Here is a 21,208-nt window from a genome sequence, read left to right as displayed (position 1 = left end):
TACCACCTCGTGGGCCTCGACAAGCCCGGCGGTTCGTCGGCGCGGCCGCCCGGTGGCCCACCGGGACACCGGGCCCCTCGCGTACTCGCGGGTCCGACCCGCACCGGTCCCTGGGCGCCGCTCACCGGCATCTCCCGTTCAGCGCCGCGGACGCTGAGTCGCCACGGACGCTGGGTCCCGGGTGCCGCCCGCGCTGGCCCGGCGCTCGCGCGGGCGCGCCGCGCGGGCCGTGCGAGCGCTCACACCGGTCTGCCACCAGCATGGTCGGTCGGGCCGAGGGGGTCAGTGGCCGGTGCCGGACTGCGAGATGCCGGAGGCGAGCTGGGCGACGGCCTCGGCGACGCCCCGGCCGAAAGGGGTGGGGGCGATGAGGACGCCGAAGACGATGACGATGACGACGGTCAGTTTCTCGTCGAACCGGCTTCGGGATTCGGTGCGACGGCGCAGCCGGATGACGATGACGACGGCGAGCAGGACGGCGATGTTGATGCTCATCACCACGAGCGGGGTCTCCTTTCCTGGCGGGGGGGTCCGGCCCGAGCCGCCTGCGCGGGCCGGCCGGCGGCTGTGGCGGGGCGGACGCCGATGGTCGACGCCCTCGCGGCGGGCGGTCCGGCCGGATGCTGTGCGGGCTCCTGGGCTGTCCGGACTGCCTGGATGGTTCAGGAGTACCGGGTGGGGCGGCGCGGAGGCGGAACGGCCCGTAGCAGTTCCCACAGGGGGGTGGAGCCGCCGGCCCAGCGGGCCAGGAGGGCCCGGTCGACCAGATGCAGTCGCTGGGAGCGGGCGAAGGCGACGGCCCTGTCGGTGATCCGGCCATTGGTGACCAGGACCACGACATCACCGCCGTGGACGGGGCGGCCGGTGCCGTTGAGGACCTGGAGGTCAGGGGTGCCGACCGGGGAGCCGGCCGACCCGGCGCGCCGGTGTTTGCACTGGATGACCCACAGCCGGCCGAAGGGGTCGGTGGCCTTGACGTCGGCGCCGTTGTCCCCGGCACCGCCGACCCGTACGGCGCGCGGGCAGCCGTCCCGGCTCATCAGCTCGCGCACCGCCTCCTCGAACGCGGCCGGCGCCAGCGCGTCGATCTGCGGCAGGGCGTAGCGCAGCCCCCGCTGCCGGATCCGCTCCCAGCGGGCCCGCTCCCGCAGCCGGAAGGCGGCGAACGCCCCCGCCCCGGCGGCCAGTACCGCCGCCGCGACCAGGACGGGCGGGTTGTCCACCAGCCGGCGCACCAGTGCGGCCACCGCGCTCCACACCAGCGCCGCCCCCAGCAGCCCCAGCCCGATCCGTTCCCCGGCCGACAGGCCGCCCCGGCGTGCCCGGTGCCCGCGCCGCCGTCGGCGTACGGGCGGCCTCCGGCTCACCACGACCCGGCTCCGCCCGGCTTTCCGGCAGGCCGGAGCCGTCCCCGGCCGCCCGGCTCCCGCCGGCTCCGGCACCCGTCGTCCGGCATGCGTCCGCCCCCCCGGATCTCCCTGGGGCCGCCCCGGGTACGGGCGGCCCTGAGCTGATCGTGCGGCTCACCGGAGCCCCGCGTACCGCAGTCGCTCATCAACGCCCGGATCGCTCGTCCTCCTGGCCAAAATCCGATCCGCGGCTACCCGCCCACCGCGGCAGGCCCGCCCGGCCGGGGCCGCGATGCCGGGGGAGGCCGCCCCCGCCACCTCGGAGGACGCGGCGCGGTTGTCCGGGCTTTGTCTGTAAGGCCGTGGTCCACCGACACCGGACAACGCGGGTGGGCTAGACATTTTCCAGGACCAGACGGCGGTACGGGGGGAGTCGGGGCATGCGACAGGTGACGCGAAGGGGAGCGGGGGCATGGGGCGCGGCGGCCGCCCTGCCGCTGCCGCGGGGACGCGTGGGACGCCGCGGCGAGGCCGGTGTGCGGGACGCGGCGGTGAGGCAGCGGCCTGCCGGCCGGCGACGGGCGGCCGGCTCGCGGCAGGCTCCCGACGCCGCCGGGCAGCTCCGGAACAGGAGCGCGTGTGCCGTCACGGTTTCCACTTCCGGACGGCCCCTCCACCCGGAGCGGACCGCGATTTCCCGTACCTGGCCGACCCCGCCGGCTGGGCCGGGGCCCAGGGACACGGTGGCGGCCGGCGCACGGCGCTCCGGCGTGCCGCTGCCGCCGATCCCGACAGACGCTGCCTGCCCGCGCCGTCACCCGGCGGCCGGATCGCTCTGGCCGGCGCGCTGAACAGCCCGCGCTCCAGCGGGCTCACCGCCGACCTGCCAGCCGACGCCCGGGCCGGCCACCGTGACGCGGGCCGTACGGTGCGCCGCCGGCTGAATCCGTCCCCCCTGACCAGGCGACTGTTCCGGCCGGCGAACGCGGGGCGGCGGTACAGCACTCACAGCACTCACGACGGCGGCGCGCCCGACAACACCGCCGGGAGTGGCCGGGGTTGGGTAACCTCTGGTCACCCGGCGCGACAGCAGCGGGCCCGACGACCGACCGGCCCCGGCGCCGGAGACCAGGGAGGCACACCCGCATGACCTACCGCGACATCCCCGGTGTCGGCCACCTCCTCGCCCCGGCGGCCATCCTGGAGTTCTCCGACGATCTGCGCACCGCCGATGTCGATCCGCTGCAGGCATTCCTCGCCGCCCGCCTGGGCGAGATCGCCCGTGCCCAGCCGGAGGGCACCGAGGCCCGCTGGGCCGCCGAGCACCTCGCCCGGACCGTGGACGCCGCCTGCCGCGACCTCTCCGACGACCTGGTCTCCTGGCAGATCGAGCTCACCGAGGGAGACATCGAGGAGCCGGGCCTCGTGCAGCGCCTGCGCCAGGGCCTGGCCAGCGACTGGAACCGACTGGTGAGGACCGCCCTGCGCTTCGCCGGCCACCCCGACTACCGTCCCCGCTGGCGCCCCCTGCGCTACAGCTGCGTCGCGCACGCCGAATTCTCCGAACAGGCCCTCGGCGACGCGGCCGACGCCGGTATCCTCCACTGCCCCGCCCCGGGCCACGACGGCTGAGCGCCCCGGACCGGACGGGCCGGACGGCTCACTCCCGTGGCCGAGCGCCCGGACGGTGACACGGGGGTGCCCCGGCGGCCGTGGCCGCTGCCGCCGCGCCGGGATGCGATGCCCGCCGGCCCTGTCTGACGGGAATTCGCCTTTCGCCACCGGACGCGCCGGGGCCGGCTACGGTGGCACCGGGGCGCGGCGGAAGACCGGCCCACCGGGTGACCGGTGAGGGAGGCGGCGGTGGCGCACGGCGGCGATGACCGGCAGTCCGGCGACGGCCAGGTGGGAGGCCCGTACTCCAGCCCGGGAGACCCGGGCAACCCGATGCCCGCCCCCGACCCGGACCCCGACCCGGACGACGACTAGGCGCCGTCATGCCGTCGACCGCCGAGACACTGCGCCGCTCCTGCGCCCGCGAGATGGACAGCAACCCCCGCGGGTTCGCCGGCGCCGACTGGCTGCGGGACATCTTTCTCGCCGTACCGCGCGAGCACTTCGTACCGGACCGGGTGTGGTGGCCGGCCCGCGACCCGCACACCGGCCTGTACCCACTCTTCGACCGCACCGCACGGCCGCGGCAGTGGCTGCGGGCGGTCTACCTCCCCGGGGCGCCGCTCATCACCCAGCTCGACGACGGCCGCACCCCGCCGACCGCCCCCGCCTCGGGCGTCTTCACCTCCTCGATCTCCTCCAGCGGCGTCGTCATCGAACTCCTGCGCCATCTGGCGCCCCGGCCCGGAGACCGGGTGCTGGAGATCGGCACCGGGACCGGTTACACCACCGCCCTGCTCGCGGCCCGCGCCGGAGCCGGGAACACCGTCAGCGTCGAGATCGACCGGCACCTCGCCGACCGGGCGCGCCACGCCCTCGCCACCCTGCGTCCCGGCAGCCCCGCCCCGCTGGTCGTCACCGCCGACGGCGAGCACGGTCACGCCGCCGGCGGACCCTACGACCGCATCGTCGCCACCGCCTCCGTCCGCCGGATCCCCGGCGCCTGGCTGGAGCAACTGCGCCCCGGGGGCCGGCTGGTGGCGCCGCTCGACACCCCCTTCGGGCATGACCTGCTGATCCGCCTGACCGGTGACGGGCACGGCGCGGGCGCGGGGAGCTGCGTGGCGAGGGTGGAGTTCATGCGTGTCCGCGAACAGCGCGCACCCCGCCCCTACGCCACTCTCGGGTGGCCCGAGGGCCTTGATCCGGCACGCTGGGAGCACCTCTCCGTCGAGGTGGGCCCCGCCGGCCAGCGGATCCGGGACACCGCCGGCTGAGCGGCGGACCCTGTCCCGCGCCGGGTGAGCCGCGTCTCACCCGGCCGCCGCCTCTTCCTTATGCAACGAGTTGCATAGAAGGATCGGGGCATGGCGCTCGAACACGCGATCCTCGTCTCGCTGCTGGAGAAGCCGGGCTCCGGCTACGAGCTGGCCCGGCGCTTCGAGCGGTCCATCGGCTACTTCTGGACCGCCACCCACCAGCAGATCTACCGCGTCCTCAAGCGCATGGAGCACGACGGCCTGCTCGCCGTCCGCGAGGTGGCCCAGTCCGGCCGGCCGGACAAGAAGGAGTACTCCGTCGCCGGCCCCGGACGCGGGGCCCTCGCGGCATGGCTGCACGAGCCGATCGAGCCCGAGAGTCTGCGCCACGACCTCGCCGTGAAGATCCGCGGCGCGGCCTTCGACGACCCGGCGGCGCTCGTCGAGGAGGTCGAGCGGCACCACCGCGCGCACAGCGACCGGCTCGCCCACTATCTCGCCGGTGAACGACGCGACTTCACCGGGCCCGCCGCGCCCGCGCCCCTCGACGCCGGTCAGGAACTTCAGCACGTCGTGCTCCGCGGCGGCATCGCGTACGAGCGGATGACGATCGACTGGCTCGACGACGTTCTCGCCACCCTCCGCCGGCTCCGCGACGCGCCGGCCCCGGCGCCCTGACCTCCGCCCCGGCCCCTGTCCCTGGGCCCCGCCCCCGGCCCCGTCGCTCCAACCCGATCCCGCCCCTGGCCCTCCCCGGCCCGTGCCCGGGATCCGCCGCCCGGGACCCCTGCGTCCCGGGCCCCCTCAACCCCAGCCCCAGCCCAGTCCACCCACTCCGGAAGGCTCTCCGCTCATGGCCGACGCGCTCCTGTTCAACCCGCACACCTACGACCCGGCGCACTTCGACCCCGAGACCCGGCGGCTGCTGCGCGCCACGGTCGACTGGTTCGAGGAGCGCGGCAAGCGCCGGCTGATCGAGGACTACCGCTCCCGCGCCTGGCTCGATGACTTCCTGGCCTTCGCCGCCAAGGAGCGCCTGTTCGCCACCTTCCTCACCCCGGCCTCCGCCGCCGGCCGGCCCGAGCAGCGCTGGGACACCGCCCGGATCGCCGCGCTCAACGAGATCTTCGGCTTCTACGGACTGGACTACTGGTACGCCTGGCAGGTGACCATCCTCGGCCTCGGCCCGGTGTGGCAGAGCGACAACGCGGACGCCCGCGCCCGCGCCGCCGGGCTCCTGGAACAGGGTGAGGTCTTCGCCTTCGGCCTCTCCGAGCGGTCGCACGGGGCCGACATCTACTCCACCGACATGCTGCTGGAACCGGACGACGAGGGCGGCTTCCGGGCCACCGGCTCCAAGTACTACATCGGCAACGGCAACGCCGCCGCCCTGGTCTCCGTCTTCGGCCGCCGCACCGACGTCGAGGGCCCGGACGGCTATGTCTTCTTCGCCGCCGACAGCCGTCACCCCGCCTACCACCTGGTGCGGAACGTGGTGGACTCCTCCAAGTACGTCAGCGAGTTCCGGCTGGAGGAGTACCCGGTCGCAGCCGCCGATGTGCTGCACACCGGCCGCGCCGCCTTCGACGCGGCCCTGAACACCGTCAACGTCGGCAAGTTCAATCTGTGCACCGCCTCGATCGGCATCTGCGAGCACGCGATGTACGAGGCCGTCACGCACGCGCACAACCGGATCCTGTACGGCCGGCCCGTCACCGCCTTCCCGCACGTACGCCGGGAACTCACCGACGCGTACGTCCGGCTGGTCGGCATGAAGCTGTTCAGCGACCGCGCCGTCGACTACTTCCGCACGGCGGGCCCGGACGACCGCCGCTATCTGCTCTTCAACCCGATGACCAAGATGAAGGTCACCACCGAGGGCGAGAGGGTCATCGACCTCATGTGGGACGTGATCGCGGCCAAGGGCTTCGAGAAGGACAACTACTTCGCCCAGGCCGCCGTCGAGATCCGCGGACTGCCCAAGCTGGAGGGCACGGTTCACGTCAACCTGGCGCTGATCCTGAAATTCCTGCGCAACCACCTGCTGGACCCGGTCGGCCACCCCCCGGTGCCGACCCGCCTCGACGCGGCCGACGACGACTTCCTCTTCCGCCAGGGTCCCGCCCGCGGCCTCGGCTCGGTGCGCTTCCACGACTGGCGGCCCGCCTTCGACGCGTACGCCGCCGTGCCGAACGTCGCCCGCTTCCGCGAGCAGGCCGACGCGCTGTGCGAGTTCGTCACCACCATGGCCCCCGACGAGACGCAGAGCCGCGACCTCGACTTCCTGCTGTCGGTCGGCCAGCTCTTCGCGCTCGTCGTGCACGCCCAGCTGATCCTGGAGCAGGCCCACCTGACCGGACTGGACGAGTCGGTGCTCGACGAACTGTTCGCGGTCCTCGTCCGCGACTTCTCCGGCCACGCCGTCGAACTGCACGGCAAGGACTCCGCCACGCAGGAGCAGCAGCGCTGGGCGCTCGCCGCGGTGCGCCGCCCGGTGGTCGACGAGGCCCGGTCCGCGCGGGTCTGGGAGCGCGTCGAGGCGCTCTCCGGCACGTACGAGATGGCCCCGTAGCCCGGGGCGGCCCGGAACCGGTGTGCCCCGCACCGCGCGGCACGCCGGGTCCGGCCGCCTCCGCGTGCACAGGGCCGGACGTGCTACGGGGCGCTGAATCGTCGTCGGGTCCCCCGGCCGACGCGGGCGCGGGGCGCGACGGTCCGTCCCCCTCGTCCGGGGCGATGGCCGGTTGTCCGCGCAACCGGTTGACCGCCCGGCCGAGCGCGGCTTGGCTCCGGTCCGGGGCACCGGCCGTCCGGGCCGGTGTGCGCGGGGCGCGTGCGCGCGCCACGCGGCAGAGCAAGGGGGACCGTATGCGACACACCACGGCGACCACTCGCAGAACCCGCACGGCGCTCGCCGTCCTGGCCGGCGCCTGTCTGACCGCGGCGGTTCTCGCCCCGGGTACGGCCGCGGCCCGGCCGGCGGACGGCGGCACGGATTGGGCCGTACCGGCGGCGGGGCGGCCCGCGCCGACGACGGAGCGGGTCAGCCTCGGCGCGGGCGGGGTCCAGGGGAACGGGCCGTCGTACACCGTCGCGGTCGGCCCCGGCGGCCGGTCGGTCACCTTCTTGTCCGACGCCGACAATCTGGTCCCGGGGGACACCGACGGCGCCACCGACATCTTCGTCCGCTCCCTGGTGACCGGGCGGATCGAGCGGATCGAGCTCGGCCGGCCGGGGGTGGACCCGGTCGCCGCGTCGGTGAGCGCGGACGGGCGGACACTGGTCGTGGAGGTGTACCGCCGGGACCCCGACACCGGAGAGCCGCGCGACGAGCTGCTGGTCCACGACCGCCGCACCGGCCGGACCCGGCCGCTGCTGCCGGAGAACCCCACCGCGGCGGGCTCCGGCCAGGCCGTCATCAGTGCGAACGGACGGTTCGTCGCGTTCCAGTCGGCCCGTTCCGACCTGGTGCCGGGCGACACCAACAAGGTGGCCGACATCTTCGTGCGTGACCTCCGGCGCGGCACGACCCGGCGGGTGAACGTCTACAGCGACGGCACCCAGGCCGCCCGGGCCGCCGCCTCACCGACGATCAGCGCCGACGGCGGCCGGGTCGGCTTCACCTCCCGCACGGACCTGGCGGCCCCGGTACCGGAGGAGCCCGGCCCGGAGAAGCCCGGGGAGGCGCGCAAGCCGCGCTTCTACCCGATGTTCGTGCATGACCTGCGCACCGGCCGGACCGTCGCCGCCAGTGTGTCCCGGGACGGCACGAGCGCGGGGGCCACCGGGCCCTTCCTCAGCGCGGACGGCCGTTACGCGGTCTACGCCTCCACCTACACCGACCTGGTGCCGGGTGACACCAATGGCAAGAGCGATGTCTTCCTCCGCGATCTGCGCCGGGGAACCACCACCCGGATCAACCTCGCCCCCGGCGGCGCTCAGACCGAGGGCGGTGCCAGCTACAGCGCCCAGCTCTCCGCCGACGGGCGCACCGTGGTCTTCGAGTCCGCCGCGCACAACCTGGTGCCGGGCGACACCAACAACACCTACGATCTGTTCGCCCGTGATCTGCGCACGGGTGCGGTGGAGCTCCTGACCAGGACCGTGGACGGCCCTTTCACCGGGTACACCGGCTCCGTCGCGCTGGACGCCCGCGCCCGCACGGTGGTCTTCGACTCGGACGCCGACAATCTGGTCACCGGGGACACCAACGGCGCCTACGACGTCTTCGCGGTGCACCGCCGGCGCTGAAGGCGAACGCCGGCGCGGACCGACCGGTGTCCCCTGTCCCGGCGGGGGCCGGGACAGGGCTCATCCGTCCGGCTGGATCAGCCCGCGCTCGTACGCCTTCACCAGCCGCTGCGGCACCCGGTGGACGGTGCCGTCGATGGTGACCGGCACCAGCTGCGGGGTGCTCGCCTTCCACTGGGCACGGCGGTGGCGGGTGTGGGAGCGGGACATCTTCCGCTTGGGCACGGCCATGGGAGGGGCGACCTTTCCTCGTCGGGGGCGCGGGGCGGCGGTGGCCGCCGCCCCGCACGGGACGGCCACGCTATATGAAAATGGTTCCCATGTGCAATGCGCCTCCGGCGTCTCGCCGCCCCTCGCCGGGGTCTCAGCCCGGGCCCAGCCGCTCGAACTCCGCCAGGGCCTCCGTCAGCCAGCCGGTCCAGAACCGCTCCAGCTCGATCCCGCCGCGCAGCACCAGATGCCGCAGCCGGTCGGCCTCGGTGTCCCGCTCCGGCGGGAACTGGCGCTCCTCCATGGCCAGGTACTCGTCCAACTGGGCCCGATGGAGGGACAGATGGCGGCGCAGCTCGTCCGCGAACCCCTCGGTGCCGACGACCGCCGCCGCCCGCAGCCGCAGCAGCAGGGCGTCCCGGGTCGGCTTCGGCTCCTCGCTCCTGCGCACCCAGTCGGAGAGTTCGGCCCGGCCGGCGGCCAGTACCTCGTACTCCTTCTTCTGGCCCCGCGCGGGCGCCGCCGAAGGCAATGACCTGATCCGCCCCGCCTGTTCGAGCTTGCCCAGCTCCCGGTAGATCTGCTGGTGGGTGGCCGACCAGAAGTAGCCGATCGACCGGTCGAAGCGCCGGGTGAGCTCCAGTCCGGAGGACGGCTTCTCCAGCAGAGCGGTGAGGATGGCGTGCGGCAGTGACATGACCGCATCCTAGGGATCCCGGGGATCCTGGGGACCGGTCTCCCGGGGCTCCGGTCCCGGAACCCCGGCCGGTGCGGCCGGGCGGCGCTCTGTCATGATCACCGCCATGAGGATCGCCGCGGCCCGGCTCACCTGTGCCCCGGCCGATGTGCCCGCCAATCCGCGCCGGATGACCGGCCTGGCGCGGCAGGTGCTGGACCAGGGGGCGGAGCTGCTGGTGCACCCCGAACTCGCCCCGACCGGCTAGGAACCGGACGCCCTCGCCGCCGACCCCGGCCTCTGGCTCACCGCCGACGACCCGCGCCTGGACGGGCTGCGCTCCGCCGGGATCGCCACCGCCGTCAACTGCGCCCTGACCGGCGACGGGGCCCCGCCCGCCGTCGGCACGCCGGTCTACGGGGCGGACGGGGAACTGCTCACCACCTACCGGAAGCAGCGCCTGTACGAGTCCGAGCACCAACTGCTCGAGCCGGGCGACCGGGACGGCCGGTTCGCCCTCGACGGGATCCGGTTCGCGCTGGCCGTCCGCTACGACCACCACTTCCCGGAGCTGACCGCCCGGGGTGCCGCCGACGGCTGCCGGGTGCGTCTGGCCGGGTCGCTGTACGGGACGGGCGGCGGCGTCGAGGAGCGGGCCACGGTCTGTCCGGCGATCGCCCGGGACACCGGGATGGATGTGGTGCTCGCCGATCACGTGGGCCCGGCCGGCCCCTGGACCGGCTGTGGCGGCGCCGCCGTCCGGGCGCCCGGCGGGACGCTCCTCGCGGAGGCCGATGACCGGACGCCCACCGTGGTCACCGCCGAGGTCGGCTGAACCGGGGCCGCCGGCCCCGCCCGATCCGGAGCGGGCCGCCACCCCGGCCCGGGGAATCGGTTCGGAGTAACGGGCCGGAGGTCCGGGTCAGAACGTCGCTGCCAGCCGGGTGCCCTGGTCGATGGCGCGCTTGGCGTCCAGCTCCGCCGCCACGTCGGCGCCGCCGATGAGGTGCGCCGGGACGCCGGCCGCGGTCAGCTCGTCGTACAGCTCCCGGCGGGGGTCCTGGCCCGCGCAGAGCACCACCGTGTCCACCGGCAGCACCCGGGCCTCGCCGTCCACGGTGAGGTGCAGCCCCTCGTCGTCGATCCGCTCGTAGACCGCGCCCGCCACCATGGTGACGCCCCGGTGCTTCAGCTCGGTGCGGTGGATCCAGCCGGTGGTCTTGCCGAGCCCGGCGCCCACCTTGGAGGTCTTGCGCTGGAGCAGATGCACCGCGCGCGGCGGAGCGGGCCGCTCGGGGGCGCGCAGCCCGCCGCGCCCCGCGTACCCGGTGTCGACGCCCCACTGCCGGAAGTACGTCTCCGGGTCCCGGCTCGCGCCCTCGCCGCCGTCGGTGAGGAACTCCGCCACGTCGAACCCGATGCCGCCCGCCCCGACGATCGCCACCCGCTCGCCCACCGGCGCCCCGTCGCGGAGCACGTCCAGATAGCCGACCACGCTCGGGTGGTCCACCCCCTCGATGGCCGGGGTGCGCGGGGTGACCCCGGTGGCCACCACCACCTCGTCGTACCCGGCGAGCAGCTCCGCCGTGGCGGTGGTGTTCAGCCGGACCTCCACGCCCCGCAGCTCCAGCTGCGTCCCGAAGTAGCGCAGGGTCTCGTCGAACTCCTCCTTGCCGGGCACCCGGCGGGCGACGTTCAGCTGGCCGCCGATCCGGTCCGCCGCCTCGAAGAGGGTGACCCGGTGGCCCCGTCCGGCGGCGGAGACGGCACAGGCGAGCCCGGCCGGACCGGCGCCGACGACCGCGATCCGCCTGGCGGTACGGGTGGGGGAGAGGACCAGCTCGGTCTCGTGGCAGGCGCGCGGATTGACCAGGCAGGAGGTGATCTTCCCGCTGAAGGTGTGGTCCAGGCACGCCTGATTGCAGCCGATGCAGGTGTTGATGGTCTCGGGCCGCCCGGCCGCCGCCTTGGCGACGAACTCCGGGTCGGCGAGGAACGGCCGGGCCATCGACACCATGTCGGCCCGCCCCTCGGCGAGCAGCCGCTCGGCCACCTCGGGGGTGTTGATCCGGTTGCTGGTGATCAGCGGCACCGTGACCGCGCCCATCAGCTTCCGGGTCACCCAGCTGTAGGCACCGCGCGGCACCGAGGTGGCGATGGTGGGGATACGGGCCTCGTGCCAGCCGATCCCGGTGTTGATCAGGGTCGCGCCCGCCGCCTCGATCTCCCTGGCGAGCGCCACCACCTCCGCCAGCGAGGAGCCGCCCGGCACCAGGTCCAGCATGGAGAGCCGGTAGATCAGGATGAAGTCGGGGCCGAGCCGCTCCCGGGTGCGCCGGACGATCTCCAGCGGGAACCGGGTCCGGTTCTCGTACGAACCGCCCCAGCGGTCCTCGCGGTGGTTGGTGCCGGCGGCGATGAACTCATTGATCAGATAACCCTCGGAGCCCATGATCTCGACCCCGTCGTACCCGGCGGAGCGCGCCAGCTCGGCGGCCCGGACATAGTCCTCGACGGTCCGTTCGACCTCGGCGTCGGTCAGGGCGTGCGGCACGAAGGGGCTGATCGGCGCCTGGAGCGCGCTGGGCGCCACCAGGTCGCGGTGGTACGCGTACCGCCCGAAGTGCAGGATCTGCATGGCGATCCGGCCGCCCGCCGCGTGCACCGCGCCGGTCACCTCCCGGTGGCGCGCCGCCTCCTCGGGGGTGGTGAGCATGGCCCCGCCCTCGTACGGCCGTCCCGCCGCGTTGGGCGCGATGCCGCCGGTGACGATCAGTCCCGCCCCGCCCCGGGCGCGCTCGGCGTAGAAGGCGGCCATCCGGGCGAAGCCGTCGCGGGCCTCCTCCAGGCCCACGTGCATGGAGCCCATCAGCACCCGGTTGGGCAGGGTGGTGAAGCCGAGGTCCAGCGGGCTCAGCAGATGCGGGTACGGGGTCATGGCGGCTCCTCGGGCGGTCTTCTCCGGCCAGTGTGGACGACCGGCCGCCGCTTGTGCAACAAGTTGCATAAGCGGTTCCGCGTGATCCGCGCTACCCGCGCCCGGAGCCGCTCTCCCGGACCCCCCTCCTCTTCCTCAGCCCTCCCGAGCCGCCGGTGCCCAGGCGGCCAGCTCCTCGGGCGTCCGGGGCCCCGGCTCGCCGTCCGCCAGCAGTCCCCGCTCCCGCAGCACCCGGCCCACCGCGATGCCCCAGGGGCGGCGCAGCCGGGCCGCGTCGAGCAGCGCGTCGTCGTCCAGCAGCTCCGCCACCGGGCCGGTGCGCGGACCGCCCGGGGCGAGCACCGCCGCCCGGTCGGCCCAGCGCAGCGCCAGGTCCACGTCATGGGTGGCCATCACCACCGTCGTACCGGACGAGCGCAGCCGGTCCAGCACCTCCAGCAGCCGTTCCTGGCCGTGCGGGTCGAGCCCGGCGGTCGGCTCGTCCAGGATCAGCACCCGGGGCCGCATCGCCACCGCGCCCGCGATGGCCGCCCGCTTCCGCTGCCCGTACGAGAGCAGATGGGTCGGCCGGTCCTCCAGCGCCGTGATGTCCAGCGCCGCCAGCGACTCCGCCACCCGCTCGCGGACCTCCGCCTCCGGCAGCCCCAGGTTCATCGGCCCGAAGGACACGTCCTGCCCCACCGAGGCGGCGAACAGCTGGTCGTCCGGGTCCTGCACCACCAGCTGCACCGTGGTGCGCAGCCGGGTGAGCCCGGCCCGGTCGTACGACACGTCCGCGCCGTCCAGCCGCAGCCGCCCGCTCACCGGCCGCAGCCCACCGCTCAGCAGCCGCAGCAGGGTCGTCTTGCCGCTGCCGTTGCGGCCCAGCAGCGCCAGCGACCGGCCCTCCGGCACGGCGAAGTCCACGTCCGACAGCACCGCCGGCCCGTCCTCGTACGCGTAACCCGCCCCGATCAGCTCCACCACACCGGCGGGGCGCGGGACGGGGGCGGGGGAGCGTCCGGCGTTCATGACAGAAACCTTTCGAGTACGAGAGTGAGGGCGACCAGCCCCGCGAGCAGCGCGCCCGTCGCGGCCAGGAACGGCCGGGAGATCTCGGCGCGCGGCACCAGCACCCGGAGCGTCCCGTCGTAACCGCGCCCGGCCAGCCCCGACTGGAGCCGGGCCGCCCGGTCGAAGGCGCGGACGAAGGAGGTGGCCGCGAGCCCGGCCAGCGACCGCCAGGTGGCCGCCCGGCCGGCCAGCCCGAGCCGCGCGGCCTGCGCCTGCCGCACCCGGGCCACCGTGTCCAGCAGCAGGAAACCGATCCGGTACATCACCAGCGCCACGTCCACCACCGGCGCCGGCACCCCGGCCCGCACCAGCCGGGGCAGCACATCGGAGACCGGCGTGGTGAACGCGAACAGCAGCACCCCCAGCGAGGCGGCCGAGGTGCGCAGCAGCAACTGCCCGGCGTGCACCGGGCCGTCCGGCGCCAGGCTCACGAAGCCACCCGCCCCGCCGACCTGGAAGAGCAGCGGCACCGCCCCGGTCACACAGAAGCCGAGCGGGATCCGGAACGCCCGCCACAGCCCGCGCGGCGCCACCCCGGCCGGACCCAGCAGCACCGCCAGGGTGGCGGCGGCGACCAGCGGGGCGCCCGGCCAGGCGGGCAGAGAGACGGCGCAGAGGGTGAGACCGAGGCCCAGGACGGCCTTCTCACACGGATGACGGCGGCGCCAGCGACTGCTGTGCGCCGCCGCGTCGATCGGCAGCATCCGGGGCTACGCGCCGGTCCGGTCGCCGGCCGGCCCGGAGACCCGCCCGGCGGTGTCGCCGGCGTCCCTGCCGGGCGCGTCGTCCCGGAGCACGGACCCGGGCGCCGGGGCGGCGTCGGCGGGGGAGTCCCCGGACGCCTGGGTGTCATCCGCCGGGGAGCCGTTCCCCGCGGCGCCGGCCAGGGCGCGGGACTCGCCCTGGCGGCGGCCCCTGCGCAGCCCGAAGTAGTAGGCGAGCACACCCGCGCCCAGCGCCGCCTGGAGCGCGAAGAGCGCCGACTCCACCTCGCCGGACGGGGGCTCGTAGAGCGGGCTGAACCAGGGCTTGTAGTCCGGCTTCAGCTCGGTGATCGCCGTCTCGGCCTGGGCGTCGGCCCCGGCGAACGGCTCCTCCTTGTGGTCGCCCAGCCCGAGGGCCAGCGGCAGCACCGCCAGCGCGGCGACGACCAGCAGCAGCAAGGTGTTGATCTTGGCGTTACGGCTCATCGCGCCACGGCCTCCTTGGTCCCGTCCTGCTCGCCGGCCGCGCCCGTGGCGGCCGTGGTGCCCTCGGTGCCCGTGGCGTCCTTCGCGCCCCGGCCGCCGGACAGCAGCACCCCGAGCCGGGTCAGCTCGCCCTTGCTGGACTGGATCAGCAGCCGCATCACCAGCACGGTGAGCAGGCCCTCGCTCACCGCCAGCGGGATCTGGGTCACCGCGAAGATGCCGCCGAACTTGGCGAGCGCGCCCAGGAAGCCGCTGCTCGGGTCGGGGAAGGCCAGCGCCAGCTGCACACTGGTCACGCAGTAGGTGGAGAGGTCGGCGACGAACGCGCCGAAGAAGACGCTCACCATCAGCGGGACGCCGGACCGCCGCAGCAGCCGGTAGACCCCGTATCCCGCCCAGGGGCCGACGATCGCCATCGAGAAGGCGTTGGCGCCGAGCGTGGTCAGCCCGCCGTGCGCCAGCAGCAGCGCCTGGAAGAGCAGGGTGATGGTGCCGAGCACCGTCATGATCGGCGGCCGGAAGAGTATCGCGCCCAGCCCGGTGCCGGTCGGGTGCGAGCAACTGCCCGTCACCGACGGGATCTTCAGCGCCGAGAGGACGAACGTGAAGGCGCCGGACGCGCCCAGCAGCAGGGTGGACTCGGGGTGGGCCTTGACCTCCCGGTTCAGGGCCCGCACACCGTGGATGACGAACGGCGCGGCGGCGACGCTCCAGGCGGCCGCGTGCACAGGGGGCAGATACCCCTCGGCGATATGCATGATCGGGAGACCCTCTCCAGCACCTCGTGGATGGACAACGCGCCCTGGCCGGTCTCCTGGCTGACGGGTCATGCCGCCGCGGCGCCGCCTTCCCGGACGCCGCGGTCTCCCGCGAGCCGTCCAGTGGCCTCCCGGAGGATGGAGCCGGACTTCCCGATCACAGTGGCGAGGGCCGCACCGGTTCTCCACCGGTTTCCCGTACACCAAGGCCCTGTGACATTAGTGGGATGACCTGCCCGATCACAACCCGCGTACACCTGTACGGAGCGCCTCCTCCGCCGTCCCCGGGTGCCGAGGAGACGCTTCCGTGGTGGGGCACCTCCCGGGCGGCCGGCACGGCGCGGCCCCGGTGCCGAGGCCCGGGCCCCCGGTGCCGGGCGCCAGGCGCGGGGCCCGGCACCGGGGAGCGCCGCTTCCGGGCCCTCGGCAGACCCCTGGTGCCGGCCCCTCGGCAGGCTCCGCGCCGGGCGGATCCATCGGCACCGGGCGGGTCCGGCGGCACGGGCCCCGGGTCCGGCGGCACCGGGCGGGTCCGGCGGATGCTCCTCCCGGTGGCGGCCTCAGCCCTTCCGGTAGCCGTACGCCTCCGAGGCCGCGGCCGCCACCGCGTCCAGGTCGCCGCCGGCCGAGGCGGTGACGACCGCCGCCACCGCGCCCTCCAGGAACGGCGCGTCCACCAGCCGGGCCGTACCCGGCAGTCCGCCGTCGGCCAGCAGGGTCTTCACCGTGAGCACCGCGCTCCCCAGGTCCGCCAGGACGGCCACCCCCGCCCCCGCGTCCACCGAGGCCGCCGCCCCGGCGATCAGCTCCGCGCTGGTGCCGAGCCCGCCGTCCGGGGCGCCGCCGGCCGGGGCCACCGGAGCCGCCGCGCCCCCGCCGGCCAGCCCCCGGGCCAGCTCGGCCACGGCGCTCGCCACCGCCGCGCTGTGCGACACCAGCACCACGCCCACCGGACCGCCCGCCCGCCGGCCTTCCGGACCGCCCGCCCGCTCTCCCTCCGGGCCGGGTGTGCCCCCGGGCGCCTCCGCCCCCCTCGGCCGTCCCGTCTCACCAGTCCCATCCGTGCCACCGACCTCACCGGGCACAACCACCCCACCACCCCCGCCGGCCTCCCCGGACTCCTCCGCCGTCCGGGCGAGCGCGGCGATCAGCAGGGCGGCCGAGGTGGCGCCCGGGTCCTGGTGGCCCACGCTCCGCTCGCCCAGATAGCTGGCCCGGCCCCGGCGGGCGCGCAGCCCGGTGGTCGCGGCCGCGCCCGCCTCGGCCGCCTCCCGCGCCGCCGCGAACGAGGTGTCCAGTGCCGCCACGGCCGGCTCCAGCGCGTCCAGCATCGTCTTGTCGCCGGCCGTCGCCCCGCCGAGCCGCTCCACCGACGCGAGCCCCGCCCGGAGCGCCTCGGCCAGCGCACCGGGGGTCACCCCGGCCCCGTCGCCCAGCGCCTTGCCCGCGCGCCGCAGCAGCGTCCCGTACAGCGGCCCGGACGCTCCGCCCACCGAGGAGACCAGGCGCCGCCCGGCGAGCGTCAGCACCGCCCCCGGGGTCGCCGGCCGCTCCTCCTCCAGCGCGGCCACCACGGCGGCGAACCCGCGCCGCAGATTGGCGCCGTGGTCGGCGTCCCCGATCGCCGCGTCCAGCTCGGTCAGCCGGTCGGCCCGCTCGTCCACGTCCGCCGCCGCGTTCCGCAGCCAGCGCGTGAAGAAGTCCGCGTCCAGCACTCCGCTCACCGGCCCCACCGCAGCGCGGGGGTGGCGACCGGCGCGTCCCAGAGCCGCACCAGCTCCTCGTCGGCCGCGCAGAGCGTGACCGAGGCGCCCGCCATGTCCAGCGAGGTCACATAGTTGCCCACCAGCGAGCGGGCCACCGGCACCCCGCGCTCGGCCAGCACCCGGTGGACCTCGGCGGCGAAGCCGTAGAGCTCCAGCAGCGGCGTCCCGCCCATGCCGTTGACCAGCGCGAGCACCGGGCCGTCCGGGTCCAGGTCGGTGAGGACGGCGTCCACCGCGTGGTCCGCGATCTCCCGCGCGGTCATCATGGCGCGCCGCTCCACGCCCGGCTCGCCGTGGATGCCGATGCCCAGCTCCAGCTCGCCCGGCGGCAGGTCGAAGGTCGGGCCGCCCCTGGCCGGGGTGGCGACCGCGGTGAGCGCGACCCCGAAGCTCCGCGACCGGGCGTTCACCCGCCGGGCGATCGCCTCCACCCGCTCCAGCGGGGCGCCCTCCTCGGCGGCGGCACCCGCGATCTTCTCCACGAACAGGGTCGCCCCGGTGCCGCGCCGGCCGGCCGTGTCCGGACCGGCCGCCACCGCCACGTCGTCGTCCACCAGCACCCGGGCCACCTGTATGCCCTCGTCCTCGGCCAGCTCGGCGGCGAGTCCGAAGTTCAGCACGTCACCCGTGTAGTTCTTGACGACGAACAGCACCCCCGCGCCGCTGTCCACCGCTGCCGCCGCGCGCACCAGCTGGTCGGGCACCGGGCTGGTGAACACCTCGCCCGGACACGCCGCCGTCAGCATCCCGGGTCCCACGAATCCGGCGTGCAGCGGCTCGTGCCCCGACCCGCCCCCCGAGACCAGCGCCACCTTCCCGGCCACCGGCGCGTCCCGCCGCAGCACCACCCGCCGCTCCACGTCCACGGTGAGCTCCGGATGCGCGGCGGCGATGCCCCGCAGGGCGTCCGCCACCACTGTCTCCGCCACATTGATCAGCATCTTCATCGGTGTCTCCCCAGTCGGTCGGCGAGCGGCGAGCAGGGCGGCGAACGGCTCACCCCTGGCCGGGACCGGGGCCCGGGACGGGAACGGGGGCACCGGCCCGCGCGGTGCGCGGCGGCGCCCGGCGATGCCGCTGTCGGCCTGCGACGTACCTCAGCGCCATTAAACCTCTCCGGAGAGGCGGCGGGGCGGGCAGCGCACAGGACGCACGCCCCGCTCCGGCGCCCGCAGGCGCGGCGGCCGTACACCGGTGGACAGCGGGTCCACAGCGGCCGGACGGGCCGTCCGGCGCCCGCTCGGCCGGTGGTCTCAGCCGGTGGCCGTCGGCAGCGGCGGCTGAATCGGTTCCTGGCCTCTTATCCCGAACGCCCGGGTCCCGTAGTCCTCCTTGATCCTTTCCACGGCCTCGCGGAATTCCGTGAACCGTTTTCGGGCCGCTCGGTCGTCCCGCGCCGGTTCCGCGAAGGCGAAATCCCTCCGTAACCTCTGCAGCCGCACGGACTGTTCGTGGATCGTCAGGGAGAGCTTCTGGTTCCGCATGTTGGCGAGAAGGAGCTGGCCGGCGCCTGCGAGGAAGGTCAGGAGGGCGGGCGCCCAGATCGGTGCCCGGACGACCAGGACGAAGCTGACCGCGAGCGAGGAGAACCCCGACGCGCACATCAGCGCCGTGTAGCACCTCTGGTGCGATCTGGCGACCCGGACCAGCCAGGAGACGTAGGAGTCCAGCCAGTCCAGGTACTCCTTCTCCCGCTCGGTCAGGTCCGGGCCGTCCGGTGGCGGGACCCGGGGATACATCCGGGGCGTGATCCTGACCTCCTCGAAGAGGAGCGTGCCGCGCAGTGCCGCGGCGGTCGCGAGAATGGTCACGGGCAGGAACACCAGGGCGGAGATCCGGTTACGGCTCGTCATGACCGAAGCCTAGGGACCGCGTCCGGCGGACGGGCCCGTTCCGCCGGGACGCCGGCGCCGGAGTGCGGTGCCCCGCCGAGTCGGTGCGCCGGCTCGGCGGCGCGGGCGACCCCGGTGGGCCCCGGGCCGGTCCTTCTCAGGGCCGGGGCCCTTGCTGCCACGCGTCGGTACGGGGTAGGACCGGACAGGGGCCGAACCGAGGAGAGAGGGCGGGAATGACGCGACTGGACACCACGGTGACCTGGGTCGACGCACGCGAGAGGCTGCCGCGGCGCGGCGGTACGCCGGTGGCGGTGGCGACCACGGGCCGCTACCCGCCCGAGAGCGCCGCCGAGTTGGAGACGGGAGTGGGCGAGGAGTTCTGGCTGGTGAGGCCGATGGTCTTCGCCACCCTGCACTTCGCCGCGGACGGGACGGAGCAGCGGAACTGCTTCGTCGACTCCGACGGATACGCCTACGACCTCGACAGTGACGAAGTCGTCACCCACTGGGCGGAGTTGCCCGCCCTGCCCGGCAGGGCGGCGCACCTCGTGCTGGGAGAGGACGTACAACCCGCTCTCCGGGACGCGCGGGACGCTCGCCCCGCCGGCTGAACCGCGTCCGGCGGCCGCCCGCCCGCCGGTGCTCGGCTCGGATCAGGGGGTCTCCCGTGTCCGAGCCTGGTGCCGGCGGGCCTTCAGCCGGTTCCCGCAGGTCTTCATGGAGCACCACCGCGCGGTGTTGGCGCGGCTGCGGTCCAGCAGGAAGAGCCGGCACTCGGGGTTCGCGCACGGCCGCAGCCGGCCGGGCATGCGCTCCTTGACGTCCGCCCACGCGAGGACGAGTTCCACGGCGAGCCGGCGCTCCGGCTCCACCTCCAGGTGCCAGGTGAGGCCCGCGGCGCCGGGCCGCGGGACCTTGCGCACGCCCGCGAGGACCTCCCGCAGCCGGGGCTCCGCCGCAGCGCCCGTTTCCACCGCTGTGCCCGTCTCCGCCGCCTGGAGCGCGTCCCGGGCGGCGCGCAGCCACCGGCGCTCCTCGTCACCGCCGGTGCCTGAGCCGCTGTGCTCCCGCGCCCAGCCGTCCACCACGCGGTCGTCGCGCCACAGATCCCGGGCCCGGCCGTCCGTGACGGGGGTGCTGTTCAGCGCCCGCATCAGGGCCTCGTCGTCCAGCACGGCTCCCACCTCCCACCTCCTCCCCGGCTAACCCCATCAAGTCGATTGACAGGTTACTCGATGACGGGTCTACTGAACGACCAGAGGTAACCATCAAAACGGCTTTGAGGGGTTAGTCATGGTCGAGATCCGCCACCAGTACGCGACCGTGGGGGAGCATCGCGTCTTCTACCGTGAGGCCGGTGCCCGCGAGGCGCCCGTGCTCGTCCTCCTGCACGGATTCCCCACCAGTTCGCGCATGTTCCGCCATCTCATTCCGGCGCTGGCCGATCGCTTCCGCGTCATCGCCCCCGACCACCTCGGCTTCGGCAACTCCGACGCCCCGCCCGCGGACGCGTTCGACTACACCTTCGACTCGCTGGCCGATGTCACCGAGGCCCTGCTGGCCCAGCTCGGCGTCACCCGGTACGCCGTCTACGTACAGGACTACGGCGCCCCCGTCGGCTGGCGGCTGGCGCTGCGCGCCCCGGACGCGGTCACCGCGGTGATCACGCAGAACGGCAACGCCTACGAGGACGGCTTCGTACCGGAGTTCTGGCAGCCCGTGTGGGCGTACGCCGAGGATCCGGGCCCCCGGACCGAACCCGCCGTCCGCGCCGCGCTCTCGCTCGACGCCATCCGCTGGCAGTACCTGCACGGGGTGGACCGGCCCGAGCTGGTCGACCCCGACACCTGGGCCACCGATCACCGCGAGGTGAGTCGGCCGGGCAACGACCTCGCGCAGCTCGCCCTGTTCCGCGACTACGCCGGCAATCGGCTTCTCTACCCCCGGGTGCACGCCTACTTCCGGGAACGCCAGGTCCCCCTTCTCGCGGTCTGGGGCGCGGGCGACGAGATCTTCGGTCCGGACGGAGCGCGTGCCTTCGCCAGGGACCTGCCGGACGCGGAGATCCGTCTGGTTCCCGGCGGCGGCCACTTCCTGCTCGAAAGCCATCTGGACACCGTGGCCGGGTACGTCCGCGGGTTCCTGACCGCCGCCGGCTCACCGGCCTGAGACCCGCGGGGAGTTTTGGGCACCGGGCCGGACGGACCCGGCGTCAGGCGGCCCGGCCGCACCCGGCGCCGGGTGCGGCCGGGAGCCCGGGGCCCTGGTGAGCCCTGACGCGGCGGGGGAGCGGCGGGGTACCCGGTCAC

Annotated in this window: 23 protein-coding genes, 1 pseudogene and 1 riboswitch; of the genes and pseudogenes, 10 read left to right on the top strand and 14 right to left on the bottom strand. The window is 74.9% G+C overall.

From position 1 onward, the window contains the following. Positions 1–282: 282 nt before the first annotated feature. Positions 283–495 carry a hypothetical protein gene (locus NX801_RS14370; protein ID WP_258788105.1) on the bottom strand — a complete coding sequence of 71 codons (213 nt, stop codon included), beginning with the start codon at positions 493–495 and terminating at the stop codon, positions 283–285. Between the two features lie 167 nt (positions 496–662). Continuing rightward, complete coding sequence (locus NX801_RS14365) at positions 663–1,370, bottom strand: restriction endonuclease (protein ID WP_428986144.1); 708 nt, start codon at positions 1,368–1,370, stop codon at positions 663–665. Between the two features lie 1,125 nt (positions 1,371–2,495). Between NX801_RS14365 and NX801_RS14360 the strand changes: the two genes are divergently transcribed. The 6 genes from NX801_RS14360 (at position 2,496) to NX801_RS14335 (ending at position 8,473) form a co-directional block, all read left to right on the top strand. After that, a complete protein-coding gene (locus NX801_RS14360) occupies positions 2,496–2,981 on the top strand; it encodes a hypothetical protein (RefSeq protein ID WP_258788075.1) in 486 nt (161 codons plus the stop codon). Positions 2,982–3,212: 231 nt separating this feature from the next. Then, complete coding sequence (locus tag NX801_RS14355; RefSeq protein ID WP_258788074.1) at positions 3,213–3,338, top strand: hypothetical protein; 126 nt, start codon at positions 3,213–3,215, stop codon at positions 3,336–3,338. 8 nt (positions 3,339–3,346) lie between these two features. Further along, positions 3,347–4,240, top strand: a complete 894-nt coding sequence (locus NX801_RS14350) for an rRNA adenine N-6-methyltransferase family protein (RefSeq protein ID WP_258788073.1) — start codon at positions 3,347–3,349, stop codon at positions 4,238–4,240. Between the two features lie 90 nt (positions 4,241–4,330). Beyond that, entirely contained in the window at positions 4,331–4,900 is a 570-nt protein-coding gene (locus NX801_RS14345; protein ID WP_258788072.1) for a PadR family transcriptional regulator, read from the top strand. A 175-nt stretch (positions 4,901–5,075) separates the two neighbouring features. Next, positions 5,076–6,794 (top strand): acyl-CoA dehydrogenase family protein, encoded by a 1,719-nt coding sequence (locus NX801_RS14340; protein WP_258788071.1) that lies wholly within the window; start codon positions 5,076–5,078, stop codon positions 6,792–6,794. Positions 6,795–7,090: 296 nt separating this feature from the next. After that, positions 7,091–8,473, top strand: a complete 1,383-nt coding sequence (locus NX801_RS14335; protein WP_258788070.1) for a TolB family protein — start codon at positions 7,091–7,093, stop codon at positions 8,471–8,473. Positions 8,474–8,533: 60 nt separating this feature from the next. On the opposite strand, the gene rpmF is transcribed toward NX801_RS14335, so the two are convergent. After that, positions 8,534–8,704: a 50S ribosomal protein L32 gene (gene rpmF, locus NX801_RS14330; protein WP_258788069.1), complete on the bottom strand. Its 171-nt coding sequence runs from the start codon at positions 8,702–8,704 to the stop codon at positions 8,534–8,536. A 133-nt stretch (positions 8,705–8,837) separates the two neighbouring features. Further along, positions 8,838–9,380 (bottom strand): PadR family transcriptional regulator, encoded by a 543-nt coding sequence (locus tag NX801_RS14325; RefSeq protein ID WP_258788068.1) that lies wholly within the window; start codon positions 9,378–9,380, stop codon positions 8,838–8,840. A gap of 106 nt (positions 9,381–9,486) precedes the next feature. On the opposite strand from NX801_RS14325, the gene NX801_RS30750 reads away from it, so the two are divergent. Together NX801_RS30750 and NX801_RS14320 are read left to right on the top strand one after the other, a co-directional pair. Further along, complete coding sequence (locus NX801_RS30750) at positions 9,487–9,627, top strand: hypothetical protein (RefSeq protein WP_309505834.1); 141 nt, start codon at positions 9,487–9,489, stop codon at positions 9,625–9,627. A gap of 57 nt (positions 9,628–9,684) precedes the next feature. Next, positions 9,685–10,194 (top strand): carbon-nitrogen hydrolase family protein, encoded by a 510-nt coding sequence (locus tag NX801_RS14320; RefSeq protein ID WP_309505837.1) that lies wholly within the window; start codon positions 9,685–9,687, stop codon positions 10,192–10,194. A gap of 87 nt (positions 10,195–10,281) precedes the next feature. Here the strand turns inward: NX801_RS14320 and NX801_RS14315 are convergent, their stop codons facing one another. The 9 genes and pseudogenes from NX801_RS14315 to NX801_RS14275 form a co-directional block, all read right to left on the bottom strand. Then, a complete protein-coding gene (locus NX801_RS14315) occupies positions 10,282–12,297 on the bottom strand; it encodes an NADPH-dependent 2,4-dienoyl-CoA reductase (protein WP_258788067.1) in 2,016 nt (671 codons plus the stop codon). 135 nt (positions 12,298–12,432) lie between these two features. Further along, a complete protein-coding gene (locus NX801_RS14310) occupies positions 12,433–13,308 on the bottom strand; it encodes an energy-coupling factor ABC transporter ATP-binding protein (protein WP_258788066.1) in 876 nt (291 codons plus the stop codon). Further along, entirely contained in the window at positions 13,305–14,054 is a 750-nt protein-coding gene (gene cbiQ / locus NX801_RS14305) for a cobalt ECF transporter T component CbiQ (RefSeq protein WP_258788065.1), read from the bottom strand. Before cbiQ ends, NX801_RS14310 begins: the two co-directional genes overlap by 4 nt. A gap of 6 nt (positions 14,055–14,060) precedes the next feature. After that, the gene (locus NX801_RS14300; protein WP_258788064.1) at positions 14,061–14,540 is read right to left on the bottom strand and encodes an energy-coupling factor ABC transporter substrate-binding protein; all 480 of its coding nucleotides are present in this window, start codon (positions 14,538–14,540) and stop codon (positions 14,061–14,063) included. Beyond that, positions 14,537–15,298: an energy-coupling factor ABC transporter permease gene (locus NX801_RS14295; RefSeq protein ID WP_258788063.1), complete on the bottom strand. Its 762-nt coding sequence runs from the start codon at positions 15,296–15,298 to the stop codon at positions 14,537–14,539. Before NX801_RS14295 ends, NX801_RS14300 begins: the two co-directional genes overlap by 4 nt. 29 nt (positions 15,299–15,327) lie before the next feature. After that, positions 15,328–15,521: riboswitch (cobalamin riboswitch) on the bottom strand. A 337-nt stretch (positions 15,522–15,858) separates the two neighbouring features. Next, positions 15,859–16,233: a PTS-dependent dihydroxyacetone kinase phosphotransferase subunit DhaM gene (locus NX801_RS14290; RefSeq protein ID WP_258788103.1), complete on the bottom strand. Its 375-nt coding sequence runs from the start codon at positions 16,231–16,233 to the stop codon at positions 15,859–15,861. A gap of 186 nt (positions 16,234–16,419) precedes the next feature. Next, a pseudogene (gene dhaL / locus NX801_RS14285) lies at positions 16,420–17,013 on the bottom strand (dihydroxyacetone kinase subunit DhaL); the annotation flags it as partial. Positions 17,014–17,018: 5 nt separating this feature from the next. Then, positions 17,019–18,011, bottom strand: a complete 993-nt coding sequence (gene dhaK, locus NX801_RS14280) for a dihydroxyacetone kinase subunit DhaK (RefSeq protein ID WP_258788062.1) — start codon at positions 18,009–18,011, stop codon at positions 17,019–17,021. Between the two features lie 306 nt (positions 18,012–18,317). After that, the gene (locus NX801_RS14275) at positions 18,318–18,917 is read right to left on the bottom strand and encodes a hypothetical protein (protein ID WP_258788061.1); all 600 of its coding nucleotides are present in this window, start codon (positions 18,915–18,917) and stop codon (positions 18,318–18,320) included. A gap of 215 nt (positions 18,918–19,132) precedes the next feature. Between NX801_RS14275 and NX801_RS14270 the strand changes: the two genes are divergently transcribed. Further along, positions 19,133–19,510 (top strand): AQJ64_40280 family protein, encoded by a 378-nt coding sequence (locus NX801_RS14270; RefSeq protein ID WP_258788060.1) that lies wholly within the window; start codon positions 19,133–19,135, stop codon positions 19,508–19,510. A gap of 42 nt (positions 19,511–19,552) precedes the next feature. Here the strand turns inward: NX801_RS14270 and NX801_RS14265 are convergent, their stop codons facing one another. After that, positions 19,553–20,074, bottom strand: coding sequence for a CGNR zinc finger domain-containing protein (locus tag NX801_RS14265; RefSeq protein WP_258788102.1), 522 nt, complete (start codon positions 20,072–20,074; stop codon positions 19,553–19,555). A 118-nt stretch (positions 20,075–20,192) separates the two neighbouring features. Between NX801_RS14265 and NX801_RS14260 the strand changes: the two genes are divergently transcribed. Then, positions 20,193–21,068: an alpha/beta fold hydrolase gene (locus NX801_RS14260; protein ID WP_258788059.1), complete on the top strand. Its 876-nt coding sequence runs from the start codon at positions 20,193–20,195 to the stop codon at positions 21,066–21,068. The last annotated feature ends 140 nt before the right edge of the window (positions 21,069–21,208 follow it).

This window comes from Streptomyces pyxinae, assembly GCF_024756275.1.
In the GTDB taxonomy this organism is placed as follows: Bacteria; Actinomycetota; Actinomycetes; order Streptomycetales; family Streptomycetaceae; genus Streptomyces; species Streptomyces pyxinae.
This window is presented reverse-complemented; position numbering and strand designations above follow the sequence as displayed.

Excerpts from the sequence above, each read along its gene's own strand:
- NX801_RS14370 (WP_258788105.1), bottom strand. The coding sequence starts at position 495 with ATGAGCATCAACATCGCCGTCCTGCTCGCCGTCGTCATCGTCATCCGG.
- NX801_RS14360 (WP_258788075.1), top strand. The coding sequence starts at position 2,496 with ATGACCTACCGCGACATCCCCGGTGTCGGCCACCTCCTCGCCCCGGCG.
- NX801_RS14350 (WP_258788073.1), top strand. The coding sequence starts at position 3,347 with ATGCCGTCGACCGCCGAGACACTGCGCCGCTCCTGCGCCCGCGAGATG.
- NX801_RS14345 (WP_258788072.1), top strand. The coding sequence starts at position 4,331 with ATGGCGCTCGAACACGCGATCCTCGTCTCGCTGCTGGAGAAGCCGGGC.
- NX801_RS14340 (WP_258788071.1), top strand. The coding sequence starts at position 5,076 with ATGGCCGACGCGCTCCTGTTCAACCCGCACACCTACGACCCGGCGCAC.
- NX801_RS14335 (WP_258788070.1), top strand. The coding sequence starts at position 7,091 with ATGCGACACACCACGGCGACCACTCGCAGAACCCGCACGGCGCTCGCC.
- rpmF (WP_258788069.1), bottom strand. The coding sequence starts at position 8,704 with ATGGCCGTGCCCAAGCGGAAGATGTCCCGCTCCCACACCCGCCACCGC.
- NX801_RS14325 (WP_258788068.1), bottom strand. The coding sequence starts at position 9,380 with ATGTCACTGCCGCACGCCATCCTCACCGCTCTGCTGGAGAAGCCGTCC.
- NX801_RS30750 (WP_309505834.1), top strand. The coding sequence starts at position 9,487 with ATGAGGATCGCCGCGGCCCGGCTCACCTGTGCCCCGGCCGATGTGCCC.
- NX801_RS14315 (WP_258788067.1), bottom strand. The coding sequence starts at position 12,297 with ATGACCCCGTACCCGCATCTGCTGAGCCCGCTGGACCTCGGCTTCACC.
- NX801_RS14310 (WP_258788066.1), bottom strand. The coding sequence starts at position 13,308 with ATGAACGCCGGACGCTCCCCCGCCCCCGTCCCGCGCCCCGCCGGTGTG.
- cbiQ (WP_258788065.1), bottom strand. The coding sequence starts at position 14,054 with ATGCTGCCGATCGACGCGGCGGCGCACAGCAGTCGCTGGCGCCGCCGT.
- NX801_RS14300 (WP_258788064.1), bottom strand. The coding sequence starts at position 14,540 with ATGAGCCGTAACGCCAAGATCAACACCTTGCTGCTGCTGGTCGTCGCC.
- NX801_RS14295 (WP_258788063.1), bottom strand. The coding sequence starts at position 15,298 with ATGCATATCGCCGAGGGGTATCTGCCCCCTGTGCACGCGGCCGCCTGG.
- dhaK (WP_258788062.1), bottom strand. The coding sequence starts at position 18,011 with ATGAAGATGCTGATCAATGTGGCGGAGACAGTGGTGGCGGACGCCCTG.
- NX801_RS14275 (WP_258788061.1), bottom strand. The coding sequence starts at position 18,917 with ATGACGAGCCGTAACCGGATCTCCGCCCTGGTGTTCCTGCCCGTGACC.
- NX801_RS14270 (WP_258788060.1), top strand. The coding sequence starts at position 19,133 with ATGACGCGACTGGACACCACGGTGACCTGGGTCGACGCACGCGAGAGG.
- NX801_RS14260 (WP_258788059.1), top strand. The coding sequence starts at position 20,193 with ATGGTCGAGATCCGCCACCAGTACGCGACCGTGGGGGAGCATCGCGTC.